Source organism: Streptomyces sp. NPDC044002 (genome assembly GCF_056434525.1).
Genome location: NZ_JBWKEZ010000020.1, coordinates 23,144 through 49,098 on the forward strand (window position 1 = coordinate 23,144; position 25,955 = coordinate 49,098).

20 protein-coding genes are annotated in these 25,955 nt (G+C 72.8%); 7 read left to right on the forward strand and 13 right to left on the reverse strand.

Annotated elements, in window-relative coordinates; genetic code table 11:
• Positions 1-59 precede the first annotated feature (59 nt).
• The 7 genes from AC07A6_RS17260 to AC07A6_RS17290 all read right to left on the reverse strand — a co-directional run bounded on the left by AC07A6_RS17260 (position 60) and on the right by AC07A6_RS17290 (position 9,009).
• A complete protein-coding gene (locus tag AC07A6_RS17260; protein WP_478777619.1) occupies positions 60-1,250 on the reverse strand; it encodes a YncE family protein in 1,191 nt (396 codons plus the stop codon).
• Positions 1,247-2,038 carry a polysaccharide deacetylase family protein gene (locus AC07A6_RS17265; RefSeq protein WP_362459466.1) on the reverse strand — a complete coding sequence of 264 codons (792 nt, stop codon included), beginning with the start codon at positions 2,036-2,038 and terminating at the stop codon, positions 1,247-1,249. The genes AC07A6_RS17260 and AC07A6_RS17265 overlap by 4 nt, the downstream gene beginning before the upstream one ends.
• A 383-nt stretch (positions 2,039-2,421) precedes the next feature.
• The gene (locus AC07A6_RS17270; protein ID WP_362459469.1) at positions 2,422-2,925 is read right to left on the reverse strand and encodes an ATP-binding protein; all 504 of its coding nucleotides are present in this window, start codon (positions 2,923-2,925) and stop codon (positions 2,422-2,424) included.
• 252 nt (positions 2,926-3,177) lie between these two features.
• Positions 3,178-3,945, reverse strand: a complete 768-nt coding sequence (locus tag AC07A6_RS17275; protein WP_478777620.1) for an enoyl-CoA hydratase/isomerase family protein — start codon at positions 3,943-3,945, stop codon at positions 3,178-3,180.
• Between the two features lie 86 nt (positions 3,946-4,031).
• Positions 4,032-5,276 carry a L,D-transpeptidase gene (locus AC07A6_RS17280; RefSeq protein ID WP_478777621.1) on the reverse strand — a complete coding sequence of 415 codons (1,245 nt, stop codon included), beginning with the start codon at positions 5,274-5,276 and terminating at the stop codon, positions 4,032-4,034.
• A 112-nt stretch (positions 5,277-5,388) separates the two neighbouring features.
• The gene (locus tag AC07A6_RS17285; protein WP_478777622.1) at positions 5,389-7,632 is read right to left on the reverse strand and encodes a choice-of-anchor A family protein; all 2,244 of its coding nucleotides are present in this window, start codon (positions 7,630-7,632) and stop codon (positions 5,389-5,391) included.
• 165 nt (positions 7,633-7,797) lie between these two features.
• Positions 7,798-9,009 (reverse strand): L,D-transpeptidase, encoded by a 1,212-nt coding sequence (locus AC07A6_RS17290; protein ID WP_362459478.1) that lies wholly within the window; start codon positions 9,007-9,009, stop codon positions 7,798-7,800.
• A 267-nt stretch (positions 9,010-9,276) separates the two neighbouring features.
• Between AC07A6_RS17290 and glgX the strand changes: the two genes are divergently transcribed.
• Both glgX and AC07A6_RS17300 read left to right on the forward strand, forming a co-directional pair.
• Positions 9,277-11,481, forward strand: coding sequence for a glycogen debranching protein GlgX (gene glgX / locus AC07A6_RS17295; RefSeq protein ID WP_478777656.1), 2,205 nt, complete (start codon positions 9,277-9,279; stop codon positions 11,479-11,481).
• A gap of 152 nt (positions 11,482-11,633) precedes the next feature.
• Complete coding sequence (locus AC07A6_RS17300; protein ID WP_362459481.1) at positions 11,634-12,356, forward strand: CDP-alcohol phosphatidyltransferase family protein; 723 nt, start codon at positions 11,634-11,636, stop codon at positions 12,354-12,356.
• Here the strand turns inward: AC07A6_RS17300 and AC07A6_RS17305 are convergent.
• Entirely contained in the window at positions 12,337-12,831 is a 495-nt protein-coding gene (locus tag AC07A6_RS17305; RefSeq protein WP_386274108.1) for an FAD synthase family protein, read from the reverse strand. The two genes, AC07A6_RS17300 and AC07A6_RS17305, sit on opposite strands and share 20 nt — an antisense overlap.
• A gap of 172 nt (positions 12,832-13,003) precedes the next feature.
• Here AC07A6_RS17305 and AC07A6_RS17310 point away from each other — a divergent pair, with 172 nt between their 5' ends.
• The 3 genes from AC07A6_RS17310 to AC07A6_RS17320 are packed head-to-tail and all read left to right on the forward strand — an operon-like array spanning position 13,004 to position 17,066.
• A complete protein-coding gene (locus AC07A6_RS17310; protein ID WP_478777657.1) occupies positions 13,004-14,209 on the forward strand; it encodes a glycosyltransferase in 1,206 nt (401 codons plus the stop codon).
• Entirely contained in the window at positions 14,206-15,858 is a 1,653-nt protein-coding gene (locus AC07A6_RS17315; RefSeq protein ID WP_478777623.1) for a lipopolysaccharide biosynthesis protein, read from the forward strand. Before AC07A6_RS17310 ends, AC07A6_RS17315 begins: the two co-directional genes overlap by 4 nt.
• Complete coding sequence (locus tag AC07A6_RS17320; protein WP_478777624.1) at positions 15,855-17,066, forward strand: MATE family efflux transporter; 1,212 nt, start codon at positions 15,855-15,857, stop codon at positions 17,064-17,066. The genes AC07A6_RS17315 and AC07A6_RS17320 overlap by 4 nt, the downstream gene beginning before the upstream one ends.
• Positions 17,067-17,277: 211 nt before the next feature.
• On the opposite strand, the gene AC07A6_RS17325 is transcribed toward AC07A6_RS17320, so the two are convergent.
• The 4 genes from AC07A6_RS17325 to AC07A6_RS17340 form a co-directional block, all read right to left on the reverse strand.
• Entirely contained in the window at positions 17,278-18,744 is a 1,467-nt protein-coding gene (locus AC07A6_RS17325) for a CHAP domain-containing protein (RefSeq protein WP_478777625.1), read from the reverse strand.
• 64 nt (positions 18,745-18,808) lie between these two features.
• Positions 18,809-20,272: a M23 family metallopeptidase gene (locus AC07A6_RS17330; protein WP_478777626.1), complete on the reverse strand. Its 1,464-nt coding sequence runs from the start codon at positions 20,270-20,272 to the stop codon at positions 18,809-18,811.
• 49 nt (positions 20,273-20,321) lie between these two features.
• A complete protein-coding gene (locus tag AC07A6_RS17335; RefSeq protein WP_478777627.1) occupies positions 20,322-21,617 on the reverse strand; it encodes a transglycosylase family protein in 1,296 nt (431 codons plus the stop codon).
• Between the two features lie 235 nt (positions 21,618-21,852).
• A complete protein-coding gene (locus tag AC07A6_RS17340) occupies positions 21,853-23,364 on the reverse strand; it encodes a hypothetical protein (protein WP_478777628.1) in 1,512 nt (503 codons plus the stop codon).
• A gap of 96 nt (positions 23,365-23,460) precedes the next feature.
• Between AC07A6_RS17340 and AC07A6_RS17345 the strand changes: the two genes are divergently transcribed.
• Complete coding sequence (locus AC07A6_RS17345) at positions 23,461-24,000, forward strand: WcaF family extracellular polysaccharide biosynthesis acetyltransferase (protein ID WP_362459502.1); 540 nt, start codon at positions 23,461-23,463, stop codon at positions 23,998-24,000.
• Positions 23,997-25,154: a glycosyltransferase gene (locus AC07A6_RS17350; protein ID WP_478777629.1), complete on the forward strand. Its 1,158-nt coding sequence runs from the start codon at positions 23,997-23,999 to the stop codon at positions 25,152-25,154. The genes AC07A6_RS17345 and AC07A6_RS17350 overlap by 4 nt, the downstream gene beginning before the upstream one ends.
• Here the strand turns inward: AC07A6_RS17350 and AC07A6_RS17355 are convergent.
• Positions 25,117-25,809 (reverse strand): hypothetical protein, encoded by a 693-nt coding sequence (locus AC07A6_RS17355; protein WP_478777630.1) that lies wholly within the window; start codon positions 25,807-25,809, stop codon positions 25,117-25,119. The genes AC07A6_RS17350 and AC07A6_RS17355 overlap by 38 nt on opposite strands.
• Between the last annotated feature and the right edge of the window lie 146 nt (positions 25,810-25,955).

The window sequence follows — 25,955 nt, forward strand, 5'->3', positions numbered from 1 at the left end:
GGCCTCACGGACACGGTGTCCCGGGTGCTGTGCGAGCTCCCGGGGCACCGTCGTGTCCGCTACCGGAAGATGCCGGTGTGGCCGAGGGAGTAGCGGCCGGGCTGCGGGTACACGGCGAGGCCGTGGGGGCCGCCGCCGACGGGGATCCGGGCCAGCTGCTTGCCGGTGACGGTGTCGATCGCGTAGACCTCGGAGTTGTAGCGGCCGGAGAGCCACAGCACCTGGCCGTCGGCCGAGACCCCGCCCATGTCGGGGCTGCCGCCGTCGGGCAGCTGCCACTTCTTGGTGAGGCGGTTCTCCTTGAAGTCGAAGACCGAGATGCTGCCCTCGCCGCGGTTGGAGACGTACATCTCCCTGGAGTCGCGGCTGACGTACAGGCCGTGGCAGCCCTTGCCGGTGGGCAGCAGCTTGGGGACGTCGAACTTGTCCCCGCTGAGCACCCACATGCCGTGCGCCATCATGTCCGCGACGTAGAAGGTCTTCCCGTCGGGGGAGATCTTGACGTCCTGCGGCATGGCGCCCTCGAAGGGCAGCTTCTGCTGGCCGATCACCTCCATCTTCTCGGTGTCGACCTTGAGCAGTTCGCCGGAGAACTCGCAGCTGACGATGAAGTAGCGGCCGTCCGCCGAGAAGTCGGCGTGGTTGACGCCGAAGCAGGTGACGGGGACGGTCTTCACCCGGTCCATGGTGTGCGGGTCGCGGAAGACCAGCTCGCGGTCCATGGAGGCCATCACGACGGCGTACTTGCCGTTGGGCGTGAAGTACAGGTTGTACGGGTCGTGCACCTCGACGGGCTTGCCGGCCTCGCCGGTGGCCGGGTTGATCGGGGTGAGCGTGTGGCCGCGGTTGTTGTTGACCCAGAGGGTCTTCATGTCCCAGGAGGGCACGACGTGCTGCGGCTGGACGCCGACGGGGATGGTGTCGATGACCTTGTACGTGGCCGGGTCGATGACGGACACCGTGTTGGAGTTGGTGTTCGGCACGTAGACCCGGGACGGGAAGTCCTTGACCACCGGGGAGAGCTTGTTCGGCCGGTCGGCGGCGTACACGTCGTGGGGGTCGAGCAGCGGGGGCATCCCGGCCAGGCCCGGCGGCACGGCCGGGACGGCCTTGACGGGCTGCCTGGCGGGCCCCTTGGTGCCGAGCGCCTCGGCGGGGGCCTTGTCTGCCGATCCGCAGCCGGCCAGGGCGGCGAGGACCAGACCGGCCAGCAGCACGGTGGCCTTCCGGGGAAGGCGGGTGGTCTTCATGAGGTCAGCAGCTCCGTGGTGGTCACCGCGCGCAGTTCGCGGCGCGCGAGTTCTTCGAGGAGGGGCGGCATCGCGTCGACCGTGTCCGCGTAGCCGAAGTGCAGGCTCACCACCGATCCGGGCCGGATCGTCCCGGTGACGTTGCGGATGACGGCCGCCGCGCCGGGCGAGGTGAAGTCGAGGGAGTCCACGTCGTACGAGAGGACGTGCGGGTAGCCCGCCCGCTGGGCGAGGGTCCGGACGAGGGGGGTGGCGTACTGGGTCTGCGAGGGGCGGAACCAGGTGCCGATGGAGCCGGTGAGCCGCTTGAGGCGCTGGGCGCAGCCGGTGATCTCGGCGTAGGCCTCGGCCTCGGACATGCCGTTGATGGCGAGGTGGCGCTGGGTGTGGTTGCCGAGTTCGTGGCCGCCGTCCAGGATCCGCCGGGCCATGCCGGGGTGTTCGTCGAGCCAACTGCCGATGGCCAGTACGGTGACCCGCGCGCGGGCCTTCTCCGCCGCGGCGAGTACGGCGCGGGCGATGGCGGGGTCCCCGTTGCCGTGGAAGGTGAGGGCGACCCGGGGCCGGTCGCGGGGGCCGTGCGCGATCTCCACGGGCTGTCCCGGGATGCGGCGGGGGGCCGGGGCCGCGGGCGCCTGCCCGGCCGGCCGGGCGGGCGGGGCGGGGGTGGCCCGGACGGGTCCCGGCGCTGCCCGGCCGCCGCCCGTGCCGCAGGCCGCGGTGAGGGCGCCGGCGGCGGCCGCCGCCGTGGCGCGCAGGGCGGTACGGCGGTCTGGATAACAGAGCACCCGCCCATTTAAGAGCCGGATCACCCTCAAGGTAATGATTGACCCAATTTGGGACTTTCGTCGGACGGGGGTCCCGAGCCCGGTGTCCGGTATGTGATCAACGATTTACGCAGAGCGGTCGATATTTATTCGTTGATTGCGAGGCGAGTGGCCCACCTCACCTAGGATTTAGGTGGAAACTCTTGGGATATGCACACTTATGTCCGAGTCGGGACTTTTGGCGTTTGAGCCCTCGTCTGCCATAGTCGGAACCACGACTTCCCTTTGACCCGAGCGAAGTCACCTCGCCGAGGATCACACACCCCACCGATCCTCGGCGCACCCATGAAACCCCCGCAGCGCCCCACCTCGGCGACAGGGGGTTTCTGGCGTTCCGGGGCCGGTCAGCGGTCGGCGACCCGCATCTCGAACCAGGTGATCTTGCCGCGCGGCAGCAGGTCCGCGCCCCAGCGGTCGGAGAGCTTGTCGACGAGGAACAGCCCCCGCCCGGTGGTGTCCAGCTCGTGGACCGGCATCAGGCAGGGCAGCCCCCGCGAGGGGTCGCGCACCTCCACCCGGATCCAGCCGCGCCGCCGCAGCATCCGTAAGCCGAAGGAGCGGGCGCCGGTGTGGCGCACGGCGTTGCCGACGAGCTCCGAGACCAGCAGGACGGCGTGCTCGGCGATCTGCGGCGACAGCCCCCAGAAGCGGATGACCACGCTCTGGGTGAGCCGGCGGGCCGTGCTCGCGGACTCCGGCATGGACGGCAGCGTCACTTCCGCCTCGGCCGGGTTGCCGTACAACTCCAGGGCCCTGAGACCCTGTTCGTCCTCGACCGCCGCCGTGAGCCGTACGGCCGAAGCGCTGCTGCGCTGCCGCGGCTGATCCACACCCTCCAGGCCCGCCATGCACCCATCATGGACGGCCCGCGCGCCCGTCCGGGCCGTTCCGCAGGAATACACCCCCCGGAACCATGGATTCCGAGGGGGTGTCCCGGCATATGCGAAAGGCAATCGAGGGCTGCATGAACCACCCTGACCTGGGGTGACGTTCCGCTGCGCGGCGATCACCGTCAGTGGATCATCAGGTCCCCTTAAGGTTGCCTTAAGGCTGGGCTAATCCACCCGCAGGGGTTCCGCGCAGCGGGGTTCGAGCGTTCCTCAGACGAACTTGGCCTTGCCCGGGCCCTCTTCGACGAAGCTGCGCATCCCGCGCTCGCGGTCCTCGGTGGCGAACAGGCCCGCGAACCAGTTGCGTTCGATGGTCAGGCCGGTGTCGATGTCCGCCTCCAGACCGGCGTCCACGCACTCCTTCGCGGCGCGCAGCGCGATCGCCGGGCCCTGGGCCAGCTTGGCGGCCCAGGCGTGCGCCTGCTCGTACACCTCGGCGGCGGGCACGACGCGGTCCACCAGGCCGAGGGTGAGGGCCTCTTCGGCCTTGACCATGCGGCCGGTGAAGATCAGGTCCTTGGCCTTGGACGGGCCGATCAGCCGGGAGAGCCGCTGGGTGCCGCCCGCGCCCGGGATCAGGCCGAGCAGGATCTCGGGCTGGCCCAGCTTCGCGTTGTCGGCGGCGATCCGGTAGTCGGCGCACAGGGCGAGTTCACAGCCGCCGCCGAGGGCGTAGCCGGTGATCGCGGCGACGACGGGCTTGGGGATCCGGGCCACGGCGGTGAAGGCGTCCTGGAGCGCGCGGGACCGGGCGACCATGGCCGCGTGGTCCATGTTCTGCATCTCCTTGATGTCCGCGCCGGCCGCGAACACCTTCTCCCCGCCGTAGAGGACGACCGTGCGCACGTCGGCGCGGTCGGTGGCCTCCACGGCGAGCTCGCGCAGCCGGTCCTGGGTGGCGATGTCCAGGGCGTTCATGGGCGGGCGGTCCAGCAGGATGGTGCCGACGCCTTCGGAGACTTCGAGAGAGATGGTCATACGGGGAAGGTTAGCCGCGGTTAACGGGGAGTGGCCCGGTGCTGTGGGTCACAGCACCGGGCCACTCGCTCACCTGCGCGGATCGGCTACTTGATCCACTCCGCCCAGTCCATGTTCCAGCCGTTGAGGCCGTTGTCCGGGGCGATCTGCTTGTCCTTGGAGTTCTTCACGACGACCACGTCGCCGATCAGCGACTCGTTGAAGAACCAGGCCGCGGGGGTGTTGGGGTCGCCGGCGCCGCGCTCGTCCTCCAGGCCGACGCAGCCGTGGCTGACGTTCTCCGAGCCGAACGTGCTGGAGGGGGCCCAGTAGTTGCCGTGGACGAAGGTGCCGGAGGTCGACAGGCGCATCGCGTGCGGGACGTCCGAGATGTCGTACTCGCCGCCGAAGCCGACGGTGGCGCCGTTCATCCGGGTCACCTTGTACTTCTCGCTGATGACCATCTGACCGTTGTAGGTGGTCGTCGCCGGGGCGCCCGCGGTGATCGGGATGGTCTTGAGGACCTGGCCGTCGCGGACGACCTCCATCTTCTTGGAGGTGGCGTCGACGGTGGTGACCTGGGAGCGGCCGACGGTGAAGGTGACCGTGCGGGTCTGCTTGCCGTAGACGCCCGGGCGGCCCTCGACGCCGTCGAGCGCGAGCTTCACGGTGACCTTGGTGCCCGCCGCCCAGTACTTCTCGGGGCGGAAGTCGAGGCGGTCGTTGCCGAACCAGTGGCCCTCGATCGGCACGGACGGCTCGGCCGTGACGGTGATGGCCTTCTCGACGGCCTCGGTGTTGGTGATGCCGCGGGTGAAGTTGATGGAGACGGGCATGCCCACGCCGACGGTGGAGCCTTCCTCCGGCGTGTAGTGGCCCACGAAGGTGTTCTGCGGGGTCAGGGTGGTGAAGGTGGTGTCCTTGGCGGACTCGCGGCCGGCCTCGTCCTTGGCCACCGCGTGCACCTTGTACTCGGTGGCGGCGGCCAGGTTGCGGGCGGGCTCCCAGGTCGCGCCGTCGGCGGCCAGCTTGCCCTCGACCGCGTTGCCCTTGGTGTCGGCCACCGTCACGGTGGTCAGCTTGCCCCCGCTGCTGGTGATCTTCAGGACGCCGCTGGTGGCGACTTCCTTCGACCCGTCGTCCGGCTTGACGTTGACCACGGCCTTGGACGCCTCGGTGCCGGTCTTCGCCGTACCGCCGCCGGCCTTGCCGTTGTCCCCGCCGCTGCCCCCGCCGTTGCCGCCGCCGCTGCAGGCGCTGGTCAGCAGCAGGGCCGCCCCCAGCAGAACGGCCGGCAGGCCGGTGCGGACGCGGCCGCGTATCGGCTGCAGGTTCACTCGTGTTCTCCCCATGTCCCCCGCGCACGGACAGTCGCGCGCTTGTCGACAGGAAATCACATGGGGAGATTACGAATAGGCACAGTCGTGTCACCGTTCCGTCCCAAGTGCCGGGGCGGACGGCCTGTCAGGCCTTGCGGTCACCGCCCAGGGGCCACTCGCCGGGGTTCCAGCCGGGGCCGTCGTGGCCGGGACCGTCGTGTTCGGGGCGGCCGTGCTCGGGACGTCCGTGGTCCGGCTTGCCGTGGTCCGGCTTCCCGTGGTCCGGCTTGTCCTTGCAGTGGCAGGTCTGGCCGTCGTGCGCGCGCTTGTTGAGGAGGGTGACGGCGATCCGGTGGCCCGGGGTGCGGTCGTTCAGCGTCAGCGGGCCGGTCACCGGGTCGCGCGGCAGCACGTAGCCGTCCGGGACGTCCACCTCGACCACGTAGTACGAACCGTCCGGGAGCCGGTCGAAGGCGCAGACCCCGTCCCGGCCGGTGGTGCACTCGTCCCCGACCCGCTCGTCGGCGTTGTCGCCGCTCCGCTGGAGGCCCGTCTCCTCTCCGGTCTCCCGCCACAGCTCGAACTCCGCGCCGCGCAGCGGCCGCTTCGTCTTGGCGTCCTTCTTCAGCACCTTGATAGTGCCGCTCGGGTCCTCGTCCTTCTTCGTGTTCGGGACGGTGACGATGAGGTATTCCTCGGTCTCACCGGGTTCCAGCTCGAAGGCGGTCACCGGGTCGCCGGGGCGCTCGTAGCCCGCTGGGAGGCCCACCTCCCGCCAGTAGTAGCGCTGGCCCACCGGCAGCTCGACCGTGCAGGAGCCCCGCTCGTCGGTGACGCAGGCACCGTCCCCCAGCAGCGTGTCGGGGTTCGTCCCGGTCTGGAGGCCGGCGGTGTCGTTGCTCTCGCGCCACAGCTCGAAGCGGGCGCCGGGCAGCGGGGCGCCGGTGTCCTTGTCGATCTTGCGCAGCACGACCCGGGCGCTCTCGTCCGGCGGCACGGGGGTCTTGGTGTTCACGGCCGTCCACCGCACGCCCCGGGTGGCGTTCTCGGCCGTCAGGACCAGGGTGTGGACGGGCTGCGCGGGGAGGTCGTAGCCGGCGGGCGGGGCGGTCTCGCGCCAGTAGTAGGTGCCGAGCTCCTGCTCCCGCGCGCAGATGCCGTCCGCGCCCGTGGTGCAGTCGGCGACCTTGGTGTCGAGCTCGCCGGTGCCCTCGTACTGGAGTCCGTCCCGGCCGTTGGTCTCCTTCCACAGCTCGAACTTCGCCCCGGGCAGGGCCCGGCCGTTCTCGTCGTTCTTGAGGACCGACACCGAGCCCCGGGCCGGCGGGACGGGCGCGCAGTCGGGCAGGTCGCCGTTGAAGGGGTAGGCGTGGAACTCCGCGCCCAGGCCGGTGGTCTCCGTCGGACTGGTGTGGGTGACGTCGCCCGCGGTGAAGAAGCGGCCGTTCATACCGATCACGGAGACGTCGGTGATCGATTCCTGCGGACCGATCAGGACGCTGCCGCCGAGCTGGGCCGAGCCGGCGATGGTGGCAGACTCGGCGCCCGGGAAGTTCCACAGCAGCCGCTCGCGCAGCCCGGTCGGCAGCAGGGCGTTGTTGACACGGATCTGGGGGGACTCGCCGAGCATGTTGACCAGGACGGTGGCGTTCTCCGGGATGTCCGCGAAGCGGATCGTCAGCTGCGCGGTGTCGGGGCCGGAGAGGTTCTGGGAGACGTTGAAGACCTGGAGCGGGGACCTGCCGTCACCGGTGAGGACGGCCTCCTGGCGGGTCACGGCGACCGTGCCCGTCGCGACCTGGTCGGCGTAGCAGGTGCTGGCCGCGGTGAGGGCGCCGCGCAGGCGGGTGTAGTCGTCGGCTGCGTTGGGGTCGGGGACGAGGGTGCCGGTCACGGTGCCGCTGAGGGTGCCCGCGTAGTGGACGCGGCCGCCGTCGGCGAGGAGCCGCTGCCCCGTGGCCACGGTGACGTCGCCTCCGGTGACCAGGAAGTCCGTGTTGTCGGGCGGGGGGACGCGGGAGCCGACTCCGGCGATGCCCACGTTGTAGACGCCGGCCGTCTTGTTCATGTCGAAGTCGCCCAGGACGACGACCTTGCCCTCTGCCTCTGCGGCGCCCCGCCGCACCAGCATGTTCCCGCCGACGAAGACGTTGATGTTCCGGTCCCGGCCGGTGAAGCCCTCGCTGTTGGGGTCCTTCCAGAAGGGCGGGCAGGCCTCCCCCGAATTCCTCCCCGGGATGCAGGGCCCGAGGCCGCCCGGCAGCGGAGCCCTCAGAGTGCGCGCCGTGGCCGGCGGCTCGGTGCCGGGGCCCGCCGCGAGGGCCGTGGGGGACCCGGTGGCGATTACGACGCCCACGGCCAGCCCGAGGGTCCATTTCCTTGCTGACATGACACTCCGTCCGCTGTCTCGGCCACCTGCCCGCGCCGATGGCCCTGACAGGCTGCGGGCGGGCTTCGGCGCGGCGGACGGAAGACACTCGGCGAGTACCGCATTCCGGTCTGACAATCACTCGATTGCACCGCTCCCCCGGGGTGCGGGGAGGTCCGGGGTGTGTCAGCCGATGGCGGAGCCCGCCACCCAGTCGGCCCAGGACATGTTCCAGCCGCCCAGTCCGTTGTTGGGGGCGACGGTCTTGTCCTGCGAGTTCACGACCTCCACCACGTCCCCGACCAGCGTCCGGTCGAAGAACCAGCCCGCCGGGGTGTCCGAGCCGCCGCCCTTGTCGTCGCGCAGGCCCACGCAGCCGTGGCTGGTGTTGGTGGAGCCGAAGGTGTCCGGGCTGGCCCAGTAGTTGCCGTGCAGGAAGGTGCCGGAGGCGGTGAGCCGCATGGCGTGCGGGACGTCCGGGATGTCGTACTCGCCCTTGCCGTCCTCGCTGGTGAAGCCGACGGTGGCACCGTTCATCCGGGTCACGTCGAACATCTCCATCACCACCATCTTGCCGTTGTAGGTGGTGTTCTTGGGCGCCCCGGCGCTGATGGGGATGGTGGACAGCAGCTGCCCGTCCCGGCGGACCTCCATGGTGTGCGCCTCCGCGTCGACGGTGGAGACCTGGGAGCGGCCGACGGTGAAGCGGATGGTCTTGTCCTGGATGCCGTACGAGCCGGGCGCGCCCTCGATGTCGCGCAGCTTCATCTTCACGGTGACCTCGGTGCCGGCCTTCCAGTAGGTCTTGGGCCGGAAGTCGAGGCGCTCGGAGCCGAACCAGTGGCCGACGACCTCCACGGCCGGGTCGGAGGTGATGGTGATGGCCCGCTCCACGTCGGCGCGCTGCTTGATCGACCGGTTGAAGCTGAAGGAGACGATCATGCCGGTGCCGACGGTGGAGCGGTTCTCGGGCTTGAAGTAGCCGATGAACCGTTCCTCGGGGACGTAGGTGGTGAAGGTGGTGTGCCGGGCCTGGCGGCGGTTGTGCCCGTCGAGGGCGACCGCGTCGACGGTGTACTTGGCGGCGAGCGCGAGCCGTCCGGCGTCGGGGTCGGGGCTCCAGCTGAGGCCGTCGGCGGCGATCTCGCCCGGGACCTCCTCCTCCTGGGCGTCCTCGACCTTGGTGACCCGGACCCGTTCGAGGCGGCCCTCGGGGACGTTCACCCGCAGCGGGCCCTCGGCCGGTACGCCCTTGGCGTTGTCGTCGGGGGTGATCCGGATGGCCTCGTCCGGGGAGCGGGGTTTTCCGGGCAGCTGGATCTCGACGGGGGATCCGCCGTCCTCGGTGCAGCCGGTCAGACCGCCCAGCAGGCCCGCCCACGCCGCCACTGCGGCCAACCCCGCCCCTGCCCGCCTCGTCAGAAGAGTCACGTTCCGTCCAACGACCGGGGCCCTCCGGGGGAAACGTGAGGGCCGGGCACGTTCCGGGCAGAACAGTCCGGGCAGAACAGTGGGAAGGACCAGACGGGGCGGGCCCTGGCCGGGACGCCGGGCCGCACTCACCCCGCCGGTACCGAGGAGCCGTGGAGGCGGTCAGTGTCGAGCGCAGCCGAGCAAGAGGCGGTGGATACCGCCGGCAGTGATGCCGGCAGGGCCGTCGAGGGGATGGACGCCGTACGGGAACGGGTCCAGGCGAAGGTGTTACGGGCCGCCGCGCACCCGCCGCCACCGGTGTGGCCGGGCTCCTCGCACCCGCTGGGGGCCCGGTACCACGCGGGGCCGGCCGGGGTGGAGGGCACCAACTTCGCGGTCTGGGCGCAGGGCGCGGAGGCGGTGGAGCTGTGCCTGTTCGACGCCCTCGGGGCGGAGACGCGCTGCACCCTGACCGAGCTGACGCACGAGATCTGGCACGGGTTCGTACCGGGCGTGCGGCCCGGGCAGCGGTACGGCTTCCGGGTGCACGGGCGCTGGGACCCCTGGACGGGTGCCCGGTACAACCCGGCGAAGCTGCTGCTGGACCCGTACGCGCGTGCGGTCGACGGTGACTTCTCGCTGCCGCCGGAGGTGTACGGGCACGTCCGGGACTGGCCGCAGCAGTACATCGCGGACACCGTGCGCGACGACCGGGACTCGGCCCCGTACGTCCCGAAGGGGGTGGTCGTCCACGATGACGACGACTGGTCGGACGACGTCCGGCCGAAGACCCCCTGGGCCGACACGGTGATCTACGAGCTGCACGTGCGCGGGTTCACGATGCGCCATCCGGGTGTTCCCGAGGAGCTGCGCGGCACGTACGCGGGGCTGGCCCATCCGGCGGCGGTGGAGCACCTGAAGGCGCTGGGCGTGACGGCGGTGGAGCTGCTGCCGGTGCACCAGTTCGCGCACGAGGACCACCTGCTGCGGCGGGGCCTGCGCAACTACTGGGGGTACAACTCGGTGGGGTACTTCGCCCCGCACGCCGGGTACTCCGCCAGCGGGACGGCGGGGCAGCAGGTCGGCGAGTTCAAGCGGATGGTGAAGGCCCTGCACGCGGCGGGCATCGAGGTCATCCTCGACGTGGTCTACAACCACACGGCGGAGGCCGGGGAGCTGGGGCCGACCCTGTCGCTGCGCGGGATCGACAACCGGGGCTACTACCGGCTCCAGTCCGACCAGCGCCGCTACGCCGACTACACGGGCTGCGGGAACACCCTGCACGCCGGGCGCCCGCACGTGCTGCGGCTGATCACGGACTCGCTGCGGTACTGGGTGACCGAGATGGGGGTGGACGGCTTCCGCTTCGACCTGGCGGCGGCGCTGGCCCGCTCGATGCACGACGTGGACATGCTGTCGCCGTTCCTCGCGGTGATCTCCCAGGACCCGGTGCTGCGGCGGGTCAAGCTGATCGCGGAGCCGTGGGACGTGGGCTCGGGCGGCTACCAGGTGGGGGCGTTCCCCCCGCTGTGGACGGAGTGGAACGACCGCTACCGGGACGCCGTGCGGGACTTCTGGCGGGGCGCGCTGCCCGACGTACGGGACCTGGGGTACCGGCTGTCGGGCTCCAGCGACCTGTACGCGTGGGGCGGGCGGCGGCCGTACGCCTCGGTGAACTTCGTGACCGCGCACGACGGGTTCACCCTGCGCGACCTGGTGTCGTACGAGCGCAAGCACAACGAGGCGAACGGGGAGGCCAACCGGGACGGCACCAACGACAACCGGTCTTGGAACTGCGGGGCCGAGGGCGAGAGCGGGGACCCGCGGATCGGGGCGCTGCGGCGGCGGCAGCTGCGCAACCTGCTGACGACGCTGCTGCTGTCGACGGGGGTGCCGATGCTGGTGGCGGGCGACGAGTTCGGGCGCACGCAGGGCGGCAACAACAACGCGTACTGCCAGGACAACGAGACGGGGTGGGTGGACTGGTCGCTGCTGTCCGACCCGGAGTGGAGCGGCCTGTTCGCGCTGACCCGGCGGCTGCTCTCGCTGCGCCGGGCGCATCCGGTGCTGCGCCGGCGGGCGTTCTTCTCGGGCCGGGCGCAGGGCGCGGACGGGCTGCGGGACCTGGCCTGGTTCACCCCGGCGGGCGCGGAGATGACGGAGCGGGACTGGTACGCGCCGGCCGCGGCGGTGGGCCTGTACCTGTCGGGGCGGGACATCCCGGGCCGGGACGAGCGGGGCCGCCAGGTGACGGACGACAGTTTCCTCGCGCTGCTGCACGCCGGGGACCGGCCGGTGGAGTGGGTGCTGCCGGGCGCGCCGTGGGCGGCGGCGTACGAGCTGGTGCTGGACACCGCGCGGGAGTCCCAGGAGGCTCCGCCGGGGACGCGGCACCGGGGCGGGGAGCCGCTGACGGTCCCGGCCCGGTCGGTGCTGCTGCTGCGGGTGGTGGGCTGAGGCGGCGGGCTGCGCGGCTTCTTGCGGGAGTTGACCGATCCGGGACCGATCCGGAGCGGAGTCTTTCGTTCCCCCTGCAATGATGTGCCCTTCCTGTGAACACACGATCACATGACCACATGGACAGGGCGATGGACAGGGCAGGGGCAGGCATGGGGAGATTCGGGAGCGCGCTCCGGGAACTGCGGGGGGCCCAGAAGTCGGCCAAGGGGGTGTCGCTCTACTCCCGGTTCGTCAACCGGCCCGCCGGCCGGTACCTGGCCGCCGGGTCCTACGCGCTGGGCCTGACGCCCAACCAGGTCACCCTGGTCAGCGCCGCGTTCAGCTTCGCCGCCGTCGCGGCGGTGGCGCTGGCCGCGCCCTCGTGGGGGCTCGGGATCGCCGTCTGGGCGGCGCTCGCGGTCGGCTTCGCCTTCGACTCGGCCGACGGACAGCTGGCCCGGCTCCGCGGCGGCGGGAGCGCGGCGGGCGAGTGGCTCGACCACGTGGTGGACGCCGCCAAGCTGACCGCGCTGCACGCCTGCGTGCTCATCGCCTTCCACCGCTTCCCCGAGGCGTACGGAACCGCCTCCGACGGCTGGCTGCTGGTGCCGCTGGGCTTCCAGTTCGCCGCCGTCGTCACCTTCTTCGGGGGCCTGCTGACCGAGAAGCTCAAGCCGAAGCCCGCCCCGGGCAGTCCGGCCGCCGCCCCCTCGACCCTGCGCGCGGTGGCCCTGCTCCCCGTGGACTACGGGGTGTTCTGCCTGGTGTTCCTGCTGCTGGGCGGCGGGGCGCTGTTCCGCTGGGCGTACGCGGGGCTGGGCGCGGTCGCCGCCCTGTTCCTGCTGGCGTTCCTGGCGAAGTGGTTCCGCGAGCTCAGCGCCGTTCGGCGGTGAACTGCTCCGGCAGCGGCGGGAGGGACGGCTCGGCCAGGGCGTCCAGGGCGCGGCGCAGCTGGGTGCTGGAGGTGTGGACGGTGTACGGGAAGTAGACGACGTCGACCCCGTGGGCGGCGAAGTCCCGTTCCAGCCGGTCCCCCTTGGGGGTGCCGCGCCAGTCGTCGCCCTTGAAGATGACGTCGAAGCGGACCTGCTTCCAGGTCTCCACCTTGTCCGGGACGGTCTCCACGAAGGCGGCGTCGACGTACTTGACGCTGCGGACGATCTCCAGCCGTTCGACGAGCGGGATCATCGGGCGGCGCCCCTTGGCCAGTTCGGCCATCTCGTCCGAGACCACGCCGGCCACCAGGTAGTCGCACCGACTGCGGGCGTGGCGGAGGATGTTGAGGTGGCCTATGTGGAACAGGTCGTAGGCGCCGGGCGCGTAGCCCACCCGGTACGGCCTGTGCCCGGACGGCACAGGGTCGGTCATGTCGTGCTCCGTCATCGGTTCCCCCCAGCGGCCGCACCCCCCGGCGCGGCGGATCAGCCGACAATAGCGCGCGCGTTCCACTTCCTGTCGGGTGAACGAATAGGGTGACGTGCGCATCATCCAGGGGAGAAGGGGACGTTCAGTGTCCACATCCGGTCACCGGCGCCTGCTGCTGGTTTCCACCAACTACGCCCCGGAGCATGCGGGCATCGGCCCGTACGCCACCCAGATCGCGGAGCACTGGGCGAGTACCGGCCACGACGCGCACGTTCTGGCGGGCATGCCGCACTACCCGGCCTGGTCGGTCGAGCCGGAGTACAAGGGGGTGCTGCGGCGGACCGAGAAGCGCGCGGGAGTCACCGTGCACCGGCGCGCCCACACCGTGCCGCCCCGTCAGACCGCTGTCCGGCGCGCCCTGTTCGAAGGATCGATTCTGCTGCACGGCGCGGCGGCCCCGCCCCGGATGCCCAGGCCCGACCTGGTCATGGCGCAGATGCCGAGCCTCGCCGGCGGGGTCACGGCCGCACGCCTGGCGGCCCGCTGGAAGGTGCCGTTCGTCCCCGTCGTCCAGGACCTGATGGGCGCCGCGGCCGCGCAGAGCGGCATCAGCGGCGGGGACAAGGCGGCCGCGTTCGCCGGGCGCGCGGAGGCGTACGCCCTCAAGCGGGCCACGCTGGTCGGCGTCATCCACGAGACCTTCGTGGACCGGGTCGTGGCGATGGGCGTGGACCCGGAGAAGATCCGCCTCGTCCCCAACTGGTCGCACGTGGCCAAGCCCACCAAGCCGCGCGGGGAGACCCGCCACCACCTGGGGTGGGCGCCCGGCCAGACCGTGGTCCTGCACTCCGGGAACATGGGCCTCAAGCAGGGCCTCGAAGTCCTCGTCGGCGCCGCCCGGCTGGATCCGGAGGTCCGCTTCGTCCTCATGGGCGACGGCAGCCAGCGCGCGGCCCTCGCCAGCATGGCCGCCGACGTGCCGAACCTGGACATCATCCCGCCCGCCGCCGACAACGGGTTCCCGGACGTCCTCGCCGCGGCTGACGTCCTCGCCGTCACGCAGCACGCCGCGGTGCTGGACATGAGCGTGCCGTCCAAGCTGACCTCCTACTTCCAGGCCGGCCGGCCCGTCGTCGCCTCCGTCGCGGCGCAGGGCGGGACCGCGCAGGAGGTGCGGCGTTCGGGCGCCGGGGTGCTCGTACCGCCGGAGGACCCCGAGGCGCTGCTGGAGGCCGTCCGCTCCCTGGCCGGGGACCCGGAGGGCGCGGACGCCCTGGGCGCGGCCGGGCCCGTCCACGTGGCGGCCCACCTGAGCCGTGAAGCCGGCCTGGCCCGCATCGACGCACTGGTCGACGAAGCACTCGGGGGGAACCGGCCGTGACCGAGACGAACCGCCCGGCGACGGCCCCCGCCGAGGACGAACCCGACCTCCTCCGGGACCAGTTCAAGCAGCTCCTGCGCTACCGCCGGTTCCTCGGCGCCGGCCTGGCCGTCGGCCTGCTGGGCGGCGTCTACCTCGGCGTCTCCACGGCGGACACCTACGTGTCCGTCGCGGACGTGGTGCTGCGCGCGCCCACCGACGACCCGTTCAACCCGAGCCTGGCCCCCGACAAGGCCATCAACATCGGCTCGGAGCGGCAGGTCGCGCTCTCCCGCTCCATAGCCGAGCAGGCCGCGAAGACCCTCGGCGTGGCCGACAAGGACGTCCCGGCGTTCCGCGGCGGCCTCCAGGTGACCAACCCGCCGCAGACGATGGTGCTGCGCTTCACCTACACCGCGGCCTCCCCCAAGGAGGCCGCCAAGCGCGCCAACGGCATGGCTGCCGCCTACCTGCTCAAGCGGCAGGAGGCGCTCGCCGTCACCCGCGACACGATGGTCAAGGGGTACGAGGCCCAGCGCGACCCGGTCGCCAAGCAGCTCGACGAGGTGGCCCGGCAGATCAACAGCATGCCGGCGGGCAACGCCCGCGACGCCTCCCTCTCCTCGCGGACCGACCTCCAGAACAAGGTGAACACCCTCAACGGGAACATCGCCAAGCTCCAGGCCCTGGACATGACCCCCGGCCGGGTCACCAGTGCCGCCGCCCCGCCCGCCGCCCCGGACGGGCCCGGCCTGCCCATGTCCCTCGCGCTCGGCGCGGCCGTCGGCCTGGCGCTCGGCCTGCTCGCCGCGTGGGTCCGGCTGGTCTTCGACCCGGCACCCCGCTCCGAGGGCGACGTGGCCCGGTCCCTGCGCGCACCCGTACTGGGCTACCTGCCCCGGGACCGGACCGGCGGCGGCCCGCTCCTCGCGGCCGGGGAGGCCGATCCGCGGCTCGCCGAGGAGTACCGCTCGGTGGCGTTCCGCCTCGCCTACGACTCCCGGTTCGCCGACCGGCGCCGGCTGCTGGTGGCCGCCCCGCGCGGCAGCAGCGAGACGGCCGCCGCCGTGGCCGTGAACCTGGCCGCCTCCTTCGCCGAGACCGGTAAGGACGTCCTGCTCATCGAGGCCGACCTGCGCACCCCGGTCCTGGCCAGCCAGCTGCCCACCGACACCGGCGACCGGCCGCGCCGGAGCGTGCTCTCGGGCGGCTCCGCGAACGGCGACGCCGAGTGGCCCGACGGGCGCCGGGTCGTCGTGGACGCCGCCGAGTCCGGCGACTTCGACCTGATCCCCGGCGACCGCGTGCGCAACGTGGCGCGGGCCCTGACCTCCCGGCGCACCGGCCAGCTGATCGCCGAGGCCGACACCCCCAACTCCACCGTCGTGGTGCTCGCGCCGCCCGTGCTCTCGTACGCCGACGCGCTCGCCCTCGTCGACCGCGTCGACGGCGTCCTCGTGGTCTGCGACCCGCGCGCCGTGCACCGCAGCGACCTGTCCCGGATCCGCGAGCTGATCAGCGGCGCCGGCGGGACCGTGCTGGGCGCGGTGCTGCACGCCCCGCTGCCCTCAGGCAAGCGCGGCCCCCGCCCCGAGGGGGTGGCCGGCTCCGCCCCGGACGAGGCGGGCGACACCGTGGCGCTGCGTACCGTCCGCACGGGCCAGAGGTGAGCCGGCGGGGTCTCGCCGCGGTCTCCTCGGTCCTGGACCAGGCCGCCTCCAGTGCCACGAACATCCTGGTGCTGGTACTGGCCGCCCGGCTGTCCTCGGCGTCGGGGTTCGCCGCCTTCTCGATGGTCTACGTGGCCTTCAGCGTGCTGCTCGGGCTCAACATGGCCTACGTCGGCCAGACCGTGGTGCTGGAGAAGGGCGAGGGTCTGGGCCGGGTGTGCCGCTCGTCCGTCCTGTTCACGGCCGCGGCGTCCGGCGGGGCCGGACTCGTCCTGGCCGCGGCGGGCCTCGCGGTGCCCGGGGACGCCGGGTGGGCACTGCTCGCGCTGGGCCTCGTACTCCCGGCGGTCCTCGTCCAGGACGGGCTGCGCTACTGCTTCTCCGCCCTGCGGGTGCCCGAGCGGGCGCTGGCCGCGGACGCGCTGCGGCTGGTGTGCGTGGTCGCGGCGCTGGCCGTACAGCCGCAGGGGGTGCCGGCGGGCCGGCTGGTCCTGGTGTGGGGGCTGTCCGCGCTGCCGGCGCTGGCGGTGGGGCTGTGGCTGCTGCGGCCGTTCGTCCGCGGGGTGCGCGCCGACCTGCGGCCCTATCTGCGGCGCGGGCACCTGGGGCGGCGCTTCGCGGTCGAGTTCGCCGTGGGCAACGGCTCCAGCCAGCTCGCGGTGCTCGGGCTCGGGGCGTTCGCGAACCCGCTCGCCGTCGGTGCGCTGCGCGGCGCCGGCACCCTCTTCGGCCCGCTGAACGTGCTGTTCAACTCGGCGAACGCCTTCGGGCCGCCGGTGGTCGGCCGGGCCTCCGGCAAGCGGGGCGTGGTCCGGCTGACCCTGCTGACGGGGGCGGTCCTCGCGGTGCTGGGCGGGGGCTGGGCGGCGTTGCTGTACGCGCTGCCGGACCGGCTGGGCCGGGAGCTGCTCGGCGACACCTGGCCGGCGGCCGCCGCGCTGCTGCCCGCCACGGGCGCGCAGTACGCGGTCATGGGCCTGGGCACCTGCGCCCTGCTCACGCTGCGCGTGCTCGAACCGAAGGCCACCCTCTCGCTCCAGGTGGTGTTCTCGCTGCTGTCGGTGGCCCTGCTGCTGGGCGGGTACGCCGGGTGGGGCGTCATGGGCGCCGCCTGGGGGCTGGCCCTGGGCTCCGCCGCGAAGGCCGCCGCCGGGTGGCTGCGGGTGGCCCGGCTGGAGGTTCCGGCGGAGGTCGCGGCCGCCGCCTGAGGTGCACGGGAGCGGGGGGGGGGGGGGGGGGGGGGGGGGGGGGGGGGGGGGGGGGGGGGGGGGGGGGGGGGGGGGGGGGGGGGCGGCCGTGGGGGGGTTTTTGGCGGGGGTCGCCCCCCCTGCGGGGGGGGAGGGGGGGCGGCCCGGGGCTGGTCTTCCCCCCGCCCCCGCGGTGTGTCCGGATCAGGAGCGCCGGATCAGGGATGCCGGATCAGTTGTAGGTGCCGGTGATCGAGACGCCGGTGCGGGTGCCGGGGACGCCCGCCAGGTCGACCGGGGCCGCCGGGGTCCAGGTGCCGTCGACGGCGCGGATCGTGTGCAGGACCCGCCCGTCGGTGGTCACGAAGGCCGCCTGCAGCTCGTTGTTCACCTGCGCCGCCGCCACGTCCGTGACCGTCACGCCGGAGGGGACCACCGCCGACAGGTCGTTCAGGACCCACTGGCCGTTCGCGAAGCGGGCGCCGTGGTAGCGCTTGGCGCCGCCCTCGGTGGTCACCACCAGCTGGAGGTCACCGCCGGTGCCCGCCACCGCGACCTCCTCGATGCCGCTCACGCCCGTCTCGTTCGAGGCGTTGCCCCAGTTCGTCCAGGTGCCGTCGGCGTGCCGGACCGTGTGGAACAGGGACCCGCCGGACACGGCGACCACCTGGGTGTCGGTGCCCGTCTGGGACAGGGCCACCTTCGTCACCGGCGCCCCGCCCGGGTTGCCGACCGCACCGAACGGCGCCCACGTCCCGTTCGCGTACCGGACCGTGTGGTAGACCTTCCCGTCCGCCACGACGACGACCTGTACCTCGGTCCCGGAGGAGACCGCCGCCACCTGCGTGATGTTGCCGAGCGGACCGGCCTCGCCGTGGACGTCGCCGAAGCCCGCCCAGGTTCCGTCCGCCAGCCGGACCGTGTGGTGGAGCTTGCCCTCGTTGTTGACCGCGAAGACGTGCGTGGTGCCGTTGATGCCCGCCTCGGCGGTGGTGCGCACCCCGCCCGGAACCTCGCCGGCCACGTCCTGGACGTCGCCGAAGCCGGTCCAGGTCCGGTCCGCCTTGCGGATCGCGTGGTAGATGCCGCCGCCGGACTCGACCGCGACCTGCGCCCGCCACTGGCCGGTCGGGGCCGGCGGGGTGGTGTTCGGGGGCGGGGTGCCGGGGACGCCGACCGGCGAGACGAAGGCGAGGGCCCGGCCCGCGCCCGGGTTGACGTACGTACGCCAGTTGAACCAGCCCTTGGCGGAGACCTTGCGGCTCTCGTTGCCGCCGACGGTCTGGATCTGCGAGCCGTCGGAGGAGACGGCGACCACGAGGCTGACGTGGTTGGCCTCCTGGCTGACCGAGCCGTCGTCGTCCCACAGGACGGCGTCGCCCACCTGGGGGCCGCTGGTGTGGAGGGTGCCGTTGCGCTGGCCGTAGCTGTAGAAGGAGGCGGCCGCCGCGTTGAGGCCCGAGGTGTTGGCGCCGGCCTGCTTCCAGACCCAGCGGGAGAACTCCGCGCACCAGGCGCTCGGGTAGACGCAGCCGTAGTACGGGGTGCAGTCGTTGCCGACCTGCGAGCGGGCTATGTCGGCGACCGAGGGGGCGTCCGCCGCCGCGGGGGCCGCGGAGGCCATTCCCAGTACGGGGGCGAGGACGACGGTGGCGAGCAGGAAGGAGCGGGCGCGGGCCGACTTCGGGGTCTTGAACATGGCGTGGGTGTCCTTTGCGGAAGGAAGTCCGGAAGAAGAAGGGGGGCGGGGCGTCGGCGCCGCGTCAGTTGTAGGTGCCGGTGATCGAGACGCCGGTGCGGGTGCCGGGGACGCCCGTCAGGTCGACCGGGGCGGCCGGGGTCCAGGTGCCGTTGACGGCGCGGATCGTGTGCAGGACCCGCCCGTCGGTGGTCACGAAGGCCGCCTGGAGCTCGTTGTTCACCTGGGCCGCCGCCACGTCCGTGACGGTCACGCCGGTCGGGACGACGGCGGAGAGGTCGTTCAGGACCCACTGGCCGTTCGCGAAGCGGGCGCCGTGGTAGCGCTTGGCGCCGCCCTCGGTGGTGACGATCAGCTGGAGGTCACCGCCGGTGCCGGCCACCGCGACCTCCTCGATGCCGGAGACCCCGGTCTCGGCGGAGGCGTCGCCCCAGTTCGTCCAGGTGCCGTCGGCGTGCCGGACCGTGTGGAAGAGGGTGCCGTTCGAGACGGCCACGACCTGGGTGTCGGTGCCGGTCTGGGACAGCGCCACCTTGGTCACGGGAGCCCCGCCCGGGTTGCCGACCGCACCGAACGGCGCCCACGTCCCGTTGGCGCGGCGGACCGTGTGGTAGACCTTCCCGTCCGCCACCACGACGACCTGCACCTCGGTGCCCGAGGAAACCGCCGCCACCTGCGTGATGTTGGCCAGCTGGCCGGCCTCGCCGGCCACGTCGCCGAAGTCGGACCAGGAGCGGTCGGCGAAGCGGATGGAGTGGTAGAGCTTGCCCTCGTTGGTCACGGCGAGGACGTGCGTGTCGCCGTTGATGCCCGCCTCGGCGGTGGTGCGCACCCCGCCCGGGACCGCGCCGGTGACGCCCTGGACGTCGCCGAAGCCGGTCCAGGTCCGGTCGGCGTTGCGGACGGCGTGGTAGAGCCCGCCGCCGGACTCGACCGCGACCTGCGCCCGCCACTGGCCGGTCGGGGCCGGCGGGGTCGTCGTGTCGGTGCAGTTGCGGCTGGTCAGCGTCGAACCCATCTGGAAGGGCTCGCCGTCGAAGACGGACTGCTTGACGGTGCCGTTGTAGCGCTGTTCGTAGTGCAGGTGGGCGCCGGAGGAGTTGCCGGTGTTGCCGACTATGCCGATCTTCTGACCGCGTGAGACGCGGGTTCCGGCGCTGACGTCGTAGCCGTTGAGGTGGGCGTACAGGGTCGTCGAGCCGTTGCCGTGGTCGATGACCACGTACTTGCCGTAACTGCGGTACGAGCCGTCGGGGTTGGTGAGGGTGGTGGCGGTGCTCACGACGCCGTCGGCGCTGGCGAGCACGGGCTGGTTGGCGGTGGTGCTGCCGTGCGTCCAGTCGATCGACTGGACCGACGGGCTGTGGCCGCTGTACGTCTTGCCCAGCCAGGCCTGGTTGCAGCTGAAGGGCATCTGGTAGGCGGGCCCCGCGGCGTAGGACGGGGAGGCGGCGAAGGCGACCAGGCCGGAGGCGGCGAGGGCGATGCCGGTGGCGGAGGTCAGCGCACGACGGGTGAAGGTGGACATGGGGGGCTCCTGGGTTCTGTCGGGGGGTGTCGTGGGTGTCGTGCGCTGGTCAGTTGAAGGTGGCGGTGATGGACACGCCGGTGTGGTCGCCGCCGACGCCGGTCAGGTCCATGGGGGCGGCGCCCGTCCAGGTCCCGTTGGTGTGGCGGAGGGTGTGCAGGACGCGGCCGTCGGTGGTGACGAAGGCCGCCTGGAGTTCGTTGTCGACGGCCGCGGCGGCGACGTCCGTGACGGTGACGCCGGTCGGGACGACGGCGGAGAGGTCGTTCAGGACCCACTGGCCACTGGCGAAGCGGGCGCCGTGGTAGCGCTTGGCGCCGCCCTCGGTGGTGACGACCAGCTGGAGGTCGCCGCCGGTGCCGGCCACCGCGACGTCGTCAATGCCGCTCACGCCGGTCTCGGCGGAGGCGTTGCCCCAGCCGGTCCAGGTGCCGTCGGCGTGCCGGACGGTGTGGGAGAGGGAGCCGTTCGAGACCGCGACCACCTGGGTGTCGGTGCCGGTCTGGGACAGCGCCACCTTGGTCACGGGAGCCCCGCCCGGGTTGCCGACCGCACCGAACGGCGCCCACGTCCCGTTGGCGCGGCGCACCGTGTGGAAGACCTTCCCGTCCGCCACCACCACGACCTGGAGCTCGGTGCCCGACGAAACCGCCGCCACCTGCGTCACGTTGGGCAGGGCGCCCGCGACCGCGTGGACGTCCCCGAAGGTTCCCCAGGTGCGGTCCGCGTTGCGGATGGTGTGGTAGAGCCTGCCCTCGTTGCTCACGGCCAGGACGTGCGTGTCGCCGTTGATGCCCGCCTCCGCGGTGGTGCGCACGCCGCCCGGGACCGCGGTCGCCTGGCTGTCGACGTTCCCGAAGCGGGTCCAGGTGCCGTTGTCGAAGCGGGTGGCGTGATAGATCCCGTTGCCGGAGCCGATCAGCACCTGCGCCTTCCAGGACTGCGCGGGGGCCGGCGGGGTCGGCGCGTCCGGGTAGGGGTCGGCGTGGTCGCTGCCGAGTCCGGCGAGCCGGCCGCAGGTCGGCCACGCGCCCGGGCCCTGGCCGGCGAGGACCTTCTCGCCTATCAGGATCTGCTGCTTCTTGGTGGCCTGGTGGGCGTAGGCCGCGTACGCCGTGCCCCCGTAGGCCCGCCAGGTCGACGCCGAGAACTGCAGGCCGCCGTAGTAGCCGTTGCCGGTGTTGATGCTCCAGTTGCCGGAGCTCTCGCACTGGGCGACCTTGTCCCAGGTCGCCACGCTGGCGGCCGAGGCCGGCACCGCACCCAGGGACAGGAGCACGGACGAGCTGACGGCAACGGTGGCGGTGACCGACGCGAGCGCGTTGAGCCGACGGCGAGCAGACATGACAATCCCCCAGATTTCGGACGCGGATGGGCCAGGCGTGCGCAGTCGCGCGGACCTGTGGTGACGTGGCGCTCCAGGTGTGCGCCCATCGGCGCCGGCCCGGTTCCCCCCGGCGCCTCACTGCTGCGCCGTTGAAAGGATCATGTCTTCCGGGCCCGGGGGTGTTCCAGGGGTTCGGGGTGGCACGGAGGTGCCTGGCTCCATGCGGCCAGACCGGCCGCGCACGTGCGCCGCGTCAGCGCAGGGTGGCGGCCTTGTCCCGGCGGTACGTGGCCACGAGCGCGAGGCACAGTGCGGCGATCGCGACCCGGCCGGAGGCCTGGAGCAGCGGACCGCGCAGCAGGATGAAGGAGTACCCGGCGACCAGCGGGACCACCACCGAGATCAGGCTGCCCGGGGCGGAGCGGCGCGTGGCCCGCTTCGCGTAGCGGCGGTCGACGCGCGCGGCCGCGTACCCGATGCCCAGCATTCCGGCGCCCATGCCCAGCGGGCCGAAGTCCAGCCAGAGTTCGGCCCAGACCGGCGAGGAGAGGTTGGTGTTGACCGTGCCCATCCACTGGCCGACCATCACGCCCGTGTCGCGCGGCTTGCCCGGCCACACCGAACGGGGCACCGCGAAGAAGACGGATCCGGCGAGCTGGCGCCCGTAGAAGTGGCCGGGGCCGGAGTCGGAGAAGGTGATGGTGTTCGCGAACATGCCGATCTGGTCGTAGTCCTTGAGCGCCATCGGCTCCAGGAACGAGGTCGTCTCGACGGGCTTGTAGTTCTTCTCGTCGTAGCGGAAGCGGTCCGCGAAGGGGAAGACGAGCAGGGCGACGACGACGGCCATCGACAGCGCCACCCGGTACATGGCGGCGCTCACCGGGAAGACGGTGAACAGCAGCGCGAACAGGACGGTCAGGAACCAGTAACGCGGGTTCGAGACCGGGTTGTTGACGATCAGGTTGAGCACCGCCAGCGCCGCCCAGGTGACGATGACCGACACCTTGCGGCGGGCGAACGTCGAGGTGATCAGCCACCGGGTGTACAGCAGCAGCGCGAGCAGCGCGGGCACGGTGCCGAAGCCGCGCAGCAGGGCCTGTCCGGCCTGGCCGTCGCCGTTGGAGACGCCCGCCTCCTGGATGCCGGCGATGATCTCCTGGCGGCTGGAGAAGAAGACCGCGGGGCCGCCGAGTTTGACGATGAAGGCGGCGCTGCCCAGGAAGGCGAGGGCGGTCAGCAGCTGGAGCCTGCGCCGGTGGGCCATGACTGGCCGGGGTTCCTTCGGCGAGCCGCCGGCGCGGCCCGCGGGCCGGTGGCGGGCGAGCAGCACGCCGACGTCGAAGGCCGTGCAGCCCAGCAGCACCAGCCCGATGGCGAGGGTGAGGTCGGAGCGGGGGCCGACGACGGGGGTGGGGACCCGGCCCAGGACGGCCTGGGCGAGCGGGGCCACACCCATCGCCATGTAGACGAAGAGCCAGAAGGAGCCCTGGAGCAGTTTGCGGCGGCTCGTCAGGATCATCGCGGAGAGCCGGGCGCCCGCGTACATGGTGAGCAGCAGCTGGAGCCAGTAGGCGGCGTCGCGCTGGCCGTCGCCGGGCTGGGCGGCGACGAAGAGGGGGAAGAAGACGGTGAAGCCGAGGGCGAGCGGCACGGACAGGGCCCGCGAGAGCAGCGTGCGGGGGGTGGTGACCCTCCCCCACTGGGACTCGTCCTCGACGGGCGTCGCCACCGGCCGCACGGCGGGCTCGCGTATGTCCGTGGCCACTGTTGCCCCCACCCCCGTGCGTGATCAGCCCGCAGTTTAGTCTGGGCGTCCGGCGCCCGGGGAGGCGCGCCCGGGGCGGACGACGAGGGGCTTCTGTTGCGCGATCTTCCTGCCTTCACGCTGGCCGGATACGACAAGGGGCGCGGGTTTCTGACGCAGGCTCTGTGGTTCGCCGTGATGAACACCCTGTTCATGTCGTGGTTCTGCCCGGCCCGGTTGCGCGTGGCGCTGCTGCGGGCCTTCGGGGCGAAGGTGGGCGAGGGGGTGCTGATCCGGCACAAGGTGCGCGTGCTGTGGCCGTGGAAGCTGGAGGTCGGCGACCACACGTGGATCGGCGAGGGCGCGTGGCTGCTCAACCTGGAGCCGGTGACCATCGGTTCGCACGTGTGCCTGTCGCAGGAGTCGATGCTGTGCACCGGCTCGCACGACCACCGGGCCGCCGACTTCCGCTACCGCAACGCCCCGATCACCGTCGAGGACGGCGCGTGGGTGGCCGTACGGGCGACCGTGCTGGCGGGCGTGACCGTGGGCCGCTGCGCGGTGGCCGGCGCGGGCTCGGTGGTCCACAAGGACCTGCCCGAACTGACCCTGCAGACCCAGGACGGCCGCCGCCGCCCGGTGGAGGAGCCGAAATGAAGGTCCTGCACGCCGTCACCCTCCACTCCCCCTCGCACGCCTTCGGCGGCCCGGTCCGGGTGGCGCTGAACCTGGCCAAGGGCCTGCGGGCGCGCGGCCACGAGGCGCGGCTCCTCGCGCTCGGCGAGGGCTTCGACCCGTGGCCGGCCTCGGTGGAGGGCGTCCCGGCGAAGCTGTTCCCGGCCCGCCGCCTGCTCCCCCTCGGCTTCAGCGGGATGACCTCGCCGGCCCTGCTGGCCTCGGCGTCCCGCCTGGTGCGGGAGGCCGACGTGGTCCACGTCCACCTGGCCCGGGACCTGGTCACCCTGCCCGTGGCCCTGGCGGCCCTGCGCGCCCGCAAGCCGCTCGTCCTCCAGACCCACGGCATGGTGGACCCGAGCGAGAGGCTCCTCGCGAAGCTGCTGGACGCGGTGGCGGTACGCCGCCTGCTGCGCGGCGCGGACGCGGTGCTGTACCTGACCCCGCACGAGCGGGAGGGGCTGGACGCCGTGGCGGGCTCGCCGCTGGCGCGGGCCGCCCGCCTGGTCAACGGCACCCCGGCCCAGGAGGCCCGCCCGGCCCTCTCCGGCCCCCCGCGCATCCTGTACTCGGCCCGCCTCCAGGCCCGCAAGCGCCCGGTGGACTTCGTGGACGCCGCCCCGGCGGTGCTGGCGGCCCACCCGGACGCGGAGTTCGTGGTGGCCGGCCCGGACGAGGGCGAGCTGGCGGCGGTCCGGGCCCGGATCACGGCGCTGGGCCTCACCGACCGCTTCACGGTCCCCGGCGCCCTGTCGGCGGCCGAGGTCCTCGCCGAACTCCGCCGCGCGCACGTCTACGTACTGCCCTCGGTGGACGAGCCGTTCCCCATGTCGGTGCTGGAGGCCCTCGCGGTGGGCGTCCCGGCGGTGGTGACCCACTCCAACGGCCTGGCCCGGAACATCGCGGCGGCCGGCGCGGGCCTGGCGGTGGACCCCGGCCCGGAGGGCGTCGCGAAGGCGGTCCTGACCCTCCTGGACCCCGCCGCGAACACCGAGGCCTCCACGGCCGCCCGCGAGCTGGCCGCGAGGTCCTTCTCGATGGACGCCGTGCTGGACACCCTGCTCGGCGTGTACGAGGGGGCTCGGGAGCGGGGGCCGGTTAGGCCGGGAGCCAGGCGTAGCAGCCCGTCGAGGTGAACCGGTCGGTGCCGGCGGGGACGGTGGCCGTGGTCCTGTCGCCCGGCTTCGGCGGGGTTTCGGGGCCCGAGGCGAGGACGGAGCCGTCCTTGGAGCGGGCCTCCCAGGTGCACGCGGTGCTCTGGGTGGCGGCCCGGTAGGTGCCGGGGGCCGGGGCGGGGCGGGGGCCGTCGGGGAAGCCGCTCCGGGCCGCTTCGAGGACCGGCTTCTGCTCCGGGCAGAGGAAGGTGATCGCGTCCGCGGCACCGGTGACCTCGCCGGCGACGATCGACGCGGCGGCCGCGTCCTTGTCCCGCTTGGCCGTGCGCTGCACCCGCTGGCAGGTCTCCTGGCCGGTCTGGAGGACGGCGGCCGGGTCCGTCTTCTCGGGGACGCGGCCGCTCAGGTACTTCTTCTCGTTCTCCTTGAAGCTGCCCGTCCTCGGGGTGAGCTTCGCGTCCGGGAGCACCGGCCCCGTCGGCTTCGCGTCCGGTGACGCCGGTGCGGTGGGCGCCGTCGTGGCGTCCGCCGCGTCGGGTGCCGGGGACGCGGCCGGCGGCTTGGGCGTGGCGGCGGCCCGGGCGGTGCCGGCCTCGGCGCCGTCCGGGGAACTGCAGCCGGTCAGCGTCAGGGCGGCGGCGAGCAGGACGGCGGCCGCCGCGGGGCGTCGGTACATCAGGTGGCTCCCGTACGTGGGGAGGAGTGGGGGGGGGGGGGGGGGGGGGGGGGGGGGGCGCCCCCCCCCCCCCCCCCCCTCCCCCCCCCCCCCGTAGAGGGGACGAGGGGGCGGGGGGTGTCACCGCCCTTCCCTCCCGCCCAAAC

What these genes read in the sequence shown, in the direction of transcription:
- AC07A6_RS17260 (WP_478777619.1), bottom strand. Translation starts at nt 1,250, where the DNA reads ATGAAGACCACCCGCCTTCCCCGGAAGGCCACCGTGCTGCTGGCCGGT.
- AC07A6_RS17270 (WP_362459469.1), bottom strand. Translation starts at nt 2,925, where the DNA reads ATGGCGGGCCTGGAGGGTGTGGATCAGCCGCGGCAGCGCAGCAGCGCT.
- AC07A6_RS17275 (WP_478777620.1), bottom strand. Translation starts at nt 3,945, where the DNA reads ATGACCATCTCTCTCGAAGTCTCCGAAGGCGTCGGCACCATCCTGCTG.
- AC07A6_RS17280 (WP_478777621.1), bottom strand. Translation starts at nt 5,276, where the DNA reads ATGGGGAGAACACGAGTGAACCTGCAGCCGATACGCGGCCGCGTCCGC.
- AC07A6_RS17285 (WP_478777622.1), bottom strand. Translation starts at nt 7,632, where the DNA reads ATGTCAGCAAGGAAATGGACCCTCGGGCTGGCCGTGGGCGTCGTAATC.
- glgX (WP_478777656.1), top strand. Translation starts at nt 9,277, where the DNA reads ATGGACGCCGTACGGGAACGGGTCCAGGCGAAGGTGTTACGGGCCGCC.
- AC07A6_RS17300 (WP_362459481.1), top strand. Translation starts at nt 11,634, where the DNA reads ATGGGGAGATTCGGGAGCGCGCTCCGGGAACTGCGGGGGGCCCAGAAG.
- AC07A6_RS17305 (WP_386274108.1), bottom strand. Translation starts at nt 12,831, where the DNA reads ATGACCGACCCTGTGCCGTCCGGGCACAGGCCGTACCGGGTGGGCTAC.
- AC07A6_RS17325 (WP_478777625.1), bottom strand. Translation starts at nt 18,744, where the DNA reads ATGTTCAAGACCCCGAAGTCGGCCCGCGCCCGCTCCTTCCTGCTCGCC.
- AC07A6_RS17330 (WP_478777626.1), bottom strand. Translation starts at nt 20,272, where the DNA reads ATGTCCACCTTCACCCGTCGTGCGCTGACCTCCGCCACCGGCATCGCC.
- AC07A6_RS17335 (WP_478777627.1), bottom strand. Translation starts at nt 21,617, where the DNA reads ATGTCTGCTCGCCGTCGGCTCAACGCGCTCGCGTCGGTCACCGCCACC.
- AC07A6_RS17350 (WP_478777629.1), top strand. Translation starts at nt 23,997, where the DNA reads ATGAAGGTCCTGCACGCCGTCACCCTCCACTCCCCCTCGCACGCCTTC.
- AC07A6_RS17355 (WP_478777630.1), bottom strand. Translation starts at nt 25,809, where the DNA reads ATGTACCGACGCCCCGCGGCGGCCGCCGTCCTGCTCGCCGCCGCCCTG.